Origin of the sequence: Streptomyces racemochromogenes, assembly GCF_044129415.1 — a bacterium.
GTDB classification, from domain to species: Bacteria; Actinomycetota; Actinomycetes; order Streptomycetales; family Streptomycetaceae; genus Streptomyces; species Streptomyces racemochromogenes_A.
This window is the reverse complement of the sequence record NZ_JBBDHD010000027.1, coordinates 73475-80673: the sequence shown is the minus strand read 5'-3', so window position 1 is coordinate 80673 and position 7199 is coordinate 73475. Positions and strand designations below refer to the sequence as shown.

Here is a 7199-nt window from a genome sequence, read left to right as displayed (position 1 = left end):
TTGCTGCCGCCGAAGGCGTCACCGGTTCCCTCAGCTCCATCGGTTACGGCCTCGCGGCCATCGGCCCGGGCGTCGGCTGCGGTACGGCTCCCCTGAGCCGCGTGCGCGGCGGCAGTGGTCCGCGGGCCGGCGCGGTGTCGGTGGGTGGGCCGGGGTCGGGCCGGGTGGGCGGTGTGGGGGGTTCGGCAGGCACACTGGGCCCGTGCTTGAGACCTCCGCGCGGCTGCTCCGGCTGCTCTCCCTCCTCCAGGCCCACCGCGAGTGGACCGGCGCCGACCTGGCCGAGCGGCTCGGGGTCACCCCCCGGACCGTGCGGCGGGACGTCGACCGGTTGCGGGAGCTCGGGTACCCCGTCAACGCCAGCCCCGGCACCGGCGGCGGGTACCAGCTCGGCGCCGGAGCCGAGCTGCCGCCGCTGCTGCTCGACGACGACGAGGCCGTCGCGGTCGCCGTCGGCCTGCGCACCGCCGCCGGGAACGGCGTGGAGGGGATCGGGGAGGCCTCCGTACGGGCCCTCGCCAAACTGGAGCAGGTGCTGCCGGGCCGGCTGCGCGGACGGGTCTCCGCGCTCAACGAGTTCACCGTCCCCCTGCTCCGCGGGCCCGGCCGCGACACCGTGGATCCGGCCGTGCTGACCGAGCTCGCCGCCGTGTGCCGGGACGCCGAGCGGCTGCGCTTCGGGTACCGGGACCACGGCGGGGCCGTCAGCCGCCGGACGGTCGAACCGCACCGGCTCGTGTGCACCGAGCGCCGCTGGTACCTCGTGGCCTGGGACCTCGACCGGGAGGACTGGCGGACCTTCCGCGCCGACCGGATCGAGCCCCGCCCTCCCCACGGCCCGCGCTTCACCCCCCGTCCCGCTCCCGCCGAGGACCTCGCGGCCTACGTCTCCGCGGGGGTGTCGCAGCGGGCGTACCCGGCCCGGGCGGTGGTGCGGCTGCGGGTGCCGGCCGAGGCGGCGGCGGGGATCGTCGGACCGGCGGACGGGGTGCTGGAGCCGCTCGACGAGGAGAGCTGCCTGCTGCGGACCGGTGCGGTGAACCTGGACGTTCTCGTGATTCACGTCATGATGCTCGGCTGTGAGTTCGAGGTGGTGGAGCCGCCCGAGCTGACCGACCGGATCCGCGCTCTTCGGGGCCTTCTCGGCCGTGCTCTGAAGGGCTCCGGGGAGTACGGGAATTCGGAGCCGGGGGATTTGAATTCCGCCCGTGCATTCGACGATTCGGCGGACGGGGTTGTCGACAACCCGTGACACAAGCGTGACCCGGTACGGAGGAACCTCTGGGCGCGCGGCTGACGCTCCGGACATATGAACGGCGGGCCGGTTCCTCGAACCGGCCCGCCGTCGTGGTGCGGGGTGGGAGTGTGCGTACCGTCCCCGCGGGGGCGTCAGCCGCCCGTCGCGGGGCGCGCGCTGCGGGCGGTGGCCCGCTCGGTGTGTGCCGGGCGGCGGCTGCCGGCCGGGGTGACCGGGGTGCGCTCGGAGCGGATCAGGTGCGGCCGGGACGCCGGGTGGGCGTGCGCGGCGGGCCGGAGCGCGGGGGAGTGCCCGGCGGCCGGCGCGGCCGTGACGGGCGCCTCGGCCCCGTCGGCCCGGGTGGGCCGCCATTTGCCTCCGGCCGAGAGCAGGGGGGTGAGCGCGGCGGCGACGGGCTCGGAGAGCCGCCCCTCCTCCAGCCGGCGGCGCCACTGCTCGCGCAGTTCGAAGACGTAGGCCTCGGCGCGGGCGATGAGCGGCTCGAACCAGGGCAGTGCCAGCATGATCAGCAGGCCGGCGGTCCAGCCGAGCAGGACGTCGCTCACCCAGTGGGTGCCCAGGTAGACGGTGGTGGCGCCGACGCTGAGCGACAGGACGCCGGAGAGGATGGACAGCACCCGGCGGGTGACCGTGGTCGAGGCCAGGTAGGCCAGGATCCCCCAGGTCACGACGGCGTTGGCGGTGTGGCCGGAAGGGAATATATCGCCGCCCGCGAAGAGCTCCGCGGAACCGATCTGGGTGGCGTAGTGCGGGCCGAGCCGTCCGAGGCCGAGCTTCACGGAGCCGACGGTGATGTTCAGCAGCAGCAGGGCCACACCGAGGGCGATGAGCGGGCGGAGGGTGTGCTGCCGCCAGGAGCGCCAGCCGAGCCAGGCCGCGACCATCACCGCCGTGGGTCCGCGCTGGCCGAGGACGACCAGGTAGTCGAGGAAGGCGTGGATCTGCGGCCACTGCTCGTACGGCCGGAAGAACATGATCTGCCAGTCCAGGCGGACGAGCCAGGACGTGGTCAGCACGGCCACGACGATCGCCAGGTAGAAGGCCAGGGTCGCGCAGAGGAGCACGATGCGGTGCCGGCTCATCTGCGGAGTTTGCAGATGAGCCGGTCGCTCGGGTTCCCGGTCCAGCCGGGCGAACACCGGCTCCAGACGGGACAGCAATTGATCGGTACGCACTCAATCGACGTTACCGCGCGCCGAAGCGCGGCCCGTGCGAATCGCGCGCTTTGTGATGACCATGTGATGTGGAGTGCGTCTCACGCGGGACTTAATTCCCGTTATTTCGCCCCCGGTTGGAACTCCCCGGATTACCGCTTGCAGAGTGCTGCCCCGCCAATTGTCCGCGTCCTTACGGGGGGTTTATCGCCCCGGCTCAATTCCTTTGCGCAATCATGGATTGGAATGGTCCATTCCGTGATCATGGGCGGCGGGCCCCGCGGATCACGGCGGTCCCGAGCCGTTCAGCCAGAACGCCCCGTACACCGCCGAGACCAGGGCGAGCGCCGCGACCGCCGCCGCCGCCCGGCCGCCGCGCCACCGCGCCAGCGCCACCGCAGGCGGCAGCACCAGCGGGAACGCCGGGAGCAGCAGCCGCGGTTTGGAGCCGAAGTACCCCGAGGCGCACAGCGCCAGCGCCACCACGATCCCGCAGTAGACGAGGAGCACGGCCGGCAGGCGCCGGCGCACGCACAGCGCGTACAGCCACAGCACCAGCAGCACGCCCGCGATCAGGCCCACCCCGGCGGGGAAGGCCGGCGACGCCAGCCGCGCCCCGATGAACCGGGCGAAGGCCCAGCCCCCGTCGAATCCGTTGCCCCATCCCGCCTGCACGTCCAGGTAGCCCGTCAGCCCCCCACCGGTCCGGGCCCCCACCCACAGCGCGTACGCCCCCGCCCCCAGCGGGGCCAGCACCACCCCGGCCGCCATCCGGAGGGATCGCTCCCCGCGCCGCCACGCCAGGGCGGCCGCCACCCACACCGCCGCGACCACCGCCGCCCCGACCGGGCGCGTCAGCCCCGCCCCCGCCGCGAGCAGGCCCGCCGTGATCCAGCGCCCGCGCAGCGCCCCGTACAGGGCCCAGGCGGCCAGGGCGGTGAACAGCGACTCGCTGTACGCCATCGACTGGACGATCCCCACCGGCAGCGCCGCCCACAGCGCCACCGCGAACACCCCGGCCCGCCGCCCGTGGAGCAGATCGGTGACGGCGAAGATCCCCCAGGCCGCGGCCGCCCCCGCCACCGCCGACACCACCAGGCCCGCCGAGCCGTACGAGAGCCCGGTCGGTGCCGCCACCAGCCGCTCCAGCCAGGGCAGCAGCGGGAAGAACGCCAGGTTGGAGTGGACGGCCCCGCTCGGCAGGACCACCTCGTACCCGTACCCCTCGGCGGCGATCCGGGCGTACCAGAGGGAGTCCCAGCGCGCCGACAGCAGGGTGTGCGGGCTGGTCCCGGCCGCCGCGGACCACACCGCGAGCACGGCCAGCGCGAGCAGCCGCACGCCGGCGAAGGCGGCGAGCGCGGGCGCGGCCCGGCGCAGGGCCGGGCCGGGGTCCTTGGGGGGAGCGTCGAAGACGGGCACAGTGGTCACGGCAACGAGTATCGACGGCGCCGCCACCGGGCACGGAACCAGAACCACGGGCCGTGACCGGGCGTGTACGGGGGAAGGGGGGAGGAATCGGGGGGCGAGTGGCGCACACCACAGCGGGGCCGCCTCGGGGATGAGAGCTTGGCCACGTGCCGGGCACGCGAACTCGCGTACGCTGACCCTTCACTCGCGAGTCGATGCCGGACCCCGTAGGACGCCGCACAGGGCACCACCCCGCGGCGCCACACGACGCTGGTCCGCCGAGTGCGAGGGATCACCTGGGAGGTACATGGATGTCGGGGACGAACACGGCCGTCGACAGGAAGCCCTCCCTGCGGCAGCGGATCACCGAGGCCTCCGGCGGCACCAACCGCTGGGTCGTCCTCGCCGTCCTCTGCGTCAGCCTGGTGCTCGTCGCGCTCGACGCGACGATCCTGCACGTCGCCGTCCCCTCCGTCACCGAGGACCTGCGGCCCGGCTCGCAGGAGCTGCTGTGGATCGTCGACGCCTATCCGCTGGTCTGCGCCGCGCTGCTGATCCTCTTCGGCACCCTCGGCGACCGGGTCGGCCGCCGCCGGATCCTGCTCCTCGGCTACACCCTCTTCGGCGTCGCCTCCGCGATCGCCGCCCTGGCCGGTGACGCCCAGGTGCTGATCGCCGCCCGCGCCCTGCTCGGCGTCGGCGGGGCGATGATCATGCCCGCCACGCTGTCGATCCTGCGCCAGGTCTTCCCCGACCGGCGCGAGCGGGCCCTGGCCATCGGCATCTGGACCGCCGTCGCCGCGATCGGCGCGGCCAGCGGGCCGGTCCTGGGCGGGTTCCTCGTCCAGCACTTCTGGTGGGGCTCCGTCTTCCTCATCAACATCCCGCTCATGGCGCTGATCCTGCCGCTGGGACGCTGGCTGCTGCCCGAGTCGCGGGGGGCGGCCGACGGCCCCTGGGACGTACTGGGCGCGCTGACGGCCGCCGGCGGTGTGCTCGGCGTGGTCCTCGGGGTCAAGCGGATCGGCGCCGAGCGCCACCTCGCGGACCCGAAGGCGCTGGTTCCGCTGGTCCTCGGCGCGGCGCTGCTCGTGCTGTTCGTCCGCCGCCAGAAGCGTCGCGAGCACCCGCTCATCGACATGCGGATGTTCTCCCGGGCCGCCTTCTCCACGTCCGTCGGCTGCATCGTGCTCGCCATGCTGGCCCTGGTCGGCCTGGAGCTGATCGCCGTCCAGTACCTCCAGCTGGTGCTGCACCTGAGCCCGCTGGAGACCGGCCTGCGGCTGCTGCCGCTGACCTTCGCCGCCATGGCCGCCGGAGCCACCGGCTCCTACACCCTCCAGCGGGTCGGACCGCGCACGATGGTCTCCCTGGGCTTCCTGCTCACCGCCGGCGCGGTGCTCCTGCTGACCCTGATGGGGCAGCACGACCGGCCCGCCCTGCTCACCGCCGGGTTCGTCCTGCTGGGCTTCGGCCTCCAGACCACCCTCTTCGCGGCGTACGAGTCCATGCTGAGCGAGGCCCCGGTGGAGGCCGCCGGCGGTGCCGCCTCCATAGGCGAGACCTCGTACCAGCTCGGCGCGGGCATGGGCATCGCCCTGCTCGGCAGCGTGATGAACGCCGCGTACCGGCCCGGCCTGCTCGGTGTCCCCGGAGTGCCGGCCGAGGACTCGGCGGGGGCCGCGAACTCCCTCGGCGAGGCCTACCAGATCGCCGCCCACCTCGGCGGCGCGGCGGGGCAGTCCCTGGCCGCGGCCGCCCGCCACTCCTTCGTGCACGGGCTGCACGTGACCCTGGTGGTCAGCGCGGGCCTGCTGCTGGCCGGTGCGGTGATGGCGCTCAGGCTGCCGCGCACCATGGAGAACGCCGAGCCGGCCGCCTGCGGTGCCCCTGCCGACGGGGCCGACGCCGAACCGCGGACCCCCGTCCGGCTGCCCGCGCAGCCCACGACCCCGGCCGCCGCCGCCCCCCGGGCCCGGATCCCCGGCCCGGCCCAGCCCGAGCGGGACCCGGCGGTCGGCGGCCGCCCGGCCTGACCCCGGCCACGGCCCCGAGCCCCCGTCCGACCGGCCCGGCCCCCGGCCGGGGGTGGACCCGGGGCGGGGTGGGCGACAAACTTGCACCGCTAGGTTTTCGCTCCACGCGCCTGCCGGGAGGCCCCTCTTGTCCGCGTCGTCCGCGCCGAAGAACCCGTTCGTCCCCACCGACCCGCTCGGGCTCGACGAACTCCTCAGCCCCGAGGACCTCGCCGTCCGCGACACCGTCCGCGCCTGGGCCACGGACCGGGTGCTGCCGCACATCGCCCAGTGGTACGAGGCCGGCGAGCTCCCCGGGATCCGCGAGCTGGCCCGCGAGCTCGGCTCCATCGGCGCCCTCGGCATGTCCCTGACCGGCTACGGCTGCGCGGGCGCGAGCGCCGTCCAGTACGGCCTGGCCTGCCTGGAACTGGAGGCCGCCGACTCCGGGATCCGCTCCCTGGTCTCCGTCCAGGGCTCCCTCGCCATGTACGCGATCTGGAAGTACGGCTCGGAGGAGCAGAAGCAGCGCTGGCTGCCGGGCATGGCGGCCGGCGAGCTGATCGGCTGTTTCGGGCTGACCGAGCCCGACGTCGGTTCCGACCCGGCCGCGATGCGCACCCACGCCAAGCGGGAGGGCTCGGACTGGATCCTCAACGGCCGCAAGATGTGGATCACCAACGGCTCGGCCGCCTCCGTGGCCGTCGTCTGGGCGCAGACGGACGAGGGGATCCGCGGCTTCGCCGTCCCCACCGACACGCCGGGCTTCTCCGCCCCGGAGATCAAGCACAAGTGGTCGCTGCGCGCCTCGGTCACGAGCGAGCTGGTGATGGACGACGTACGGCTGCCCGCGGACGCGGTGCTGCCGGGCGTCACCGGGCTCAAGGGTCCGCTGGGCTGCCTCAGCCACGCGCGGTACGGGATCGTCTGGGGGGCCATGGGCGCGGCGCGCGCCAGTTTCGAGGCCGCGCTCGACTACGCGCGGACGCGGGAGCAGTTCGGTCGGCCGATCGGCGGCTTCCAGCTCACCCAGGCCAAGCTGGCCGACATGGCGCTGGAGCTCCACAAGGGCATCCTGCTCGCCCACCACCTGGGCCGGCGCATGGACGCGGGGACCCTGCGGCCGGAGCAGATCAGCTTCGGCAAGCTCAACAACGTCCGCGAGGCCATCGACATCTGCCGCACCGCGCGGACCGTACTCGGTGCCAACGGGATCTCCCTGGAGTACCCCGTCATGCGGCACGCCACCAACCTGGAATCGGTGCTCACCTACGAGGGCACCGTGGAGATGCACCAGTTGGTGCTGGGCAAGGCGCTCACCGGGCTCGACGCCTTCCGGTAGGCCGGTGCCGGTGGCGGCCC

5 protein-coding genes are annotated in these 7199 nt (G+C 74.1%); 3 read left to right on the top strand and 2 right to left on the bottom strand.

Translation table 11 applies throughout. The features are described from left to right. Positions 1-202: 202 nt before the first annotated feature. Positions 203-1252 carry a helix-turn-helix transcriptional regulator gene (locus WDV06_RS13655; RefSeq protein ID WP_395509966.1) on the top strand — a complete coding sequence of 350 codons (1050 nt, stop codon included), beginning with the start codon at positions 203-205 and terminating at the stop codon, positions 1250-1252. Positions 1253-1389: 137 nt separating this feature from the next. On the opposite strand, the gene WDV06_RS13650 is transcribed toward WDV06_RS13655, so the two are convergent. Both WDV06_RS13650 and WDV06_RS13645 read right to left on the bottom strand, forming a co-directional pair. Continuing rightward, complete coding sequence (locus tag WDV06_RS13650) at positions 1390-2433, bottom strand: phosphatase PAP2 family protein (RefSeq protein WP_395509965.1); 1044 nt, start codon at positions 2431-2433, stop codon at positions 1390-1392. 264 nt (positions 2434-2697) lie between these two features. Then, on the bottom strand, positions 2698-3834 hold the full coding sequence (locus WDV06_RS13645; RefSeq protein WP_395509974.1) for a hypothetical protein: 1137 nt from the start codon (positions 3832-3834) through the stop codon (positions 2698-2700). Between the two features lie 299 nt (positions 3835-4133). Here WDV06_RS13645 and WDV06_RS13640 point away from each other — a divergent pair, with 299 nt between their 5' ends. Beyond that, positions 4134-5858, top strand: a complete 1725-nt coding sequence (locus WDV06_RS13640; RefSeq protein WP_395509964.1) for an MFS transporter — start codon at positions 4134-4136, stop codon at positions 5856-5858. 127 nt (positions 5859-5985) lie between these two features. Then, the gene (locus WDV06_RS13635; RefSeq protein ID WP_395509963.1) at positions 5986-7179 is read left to right on the top strand and encodes an acyl-CoA dehydrogenase family protein; all 1194 of its coding nucleotides are present in this window, start codon (positions 5986-5988) and stop codon (positions 7177-7179) included. Positions 7180-7199: the final 20 nt, after the last annotated feature.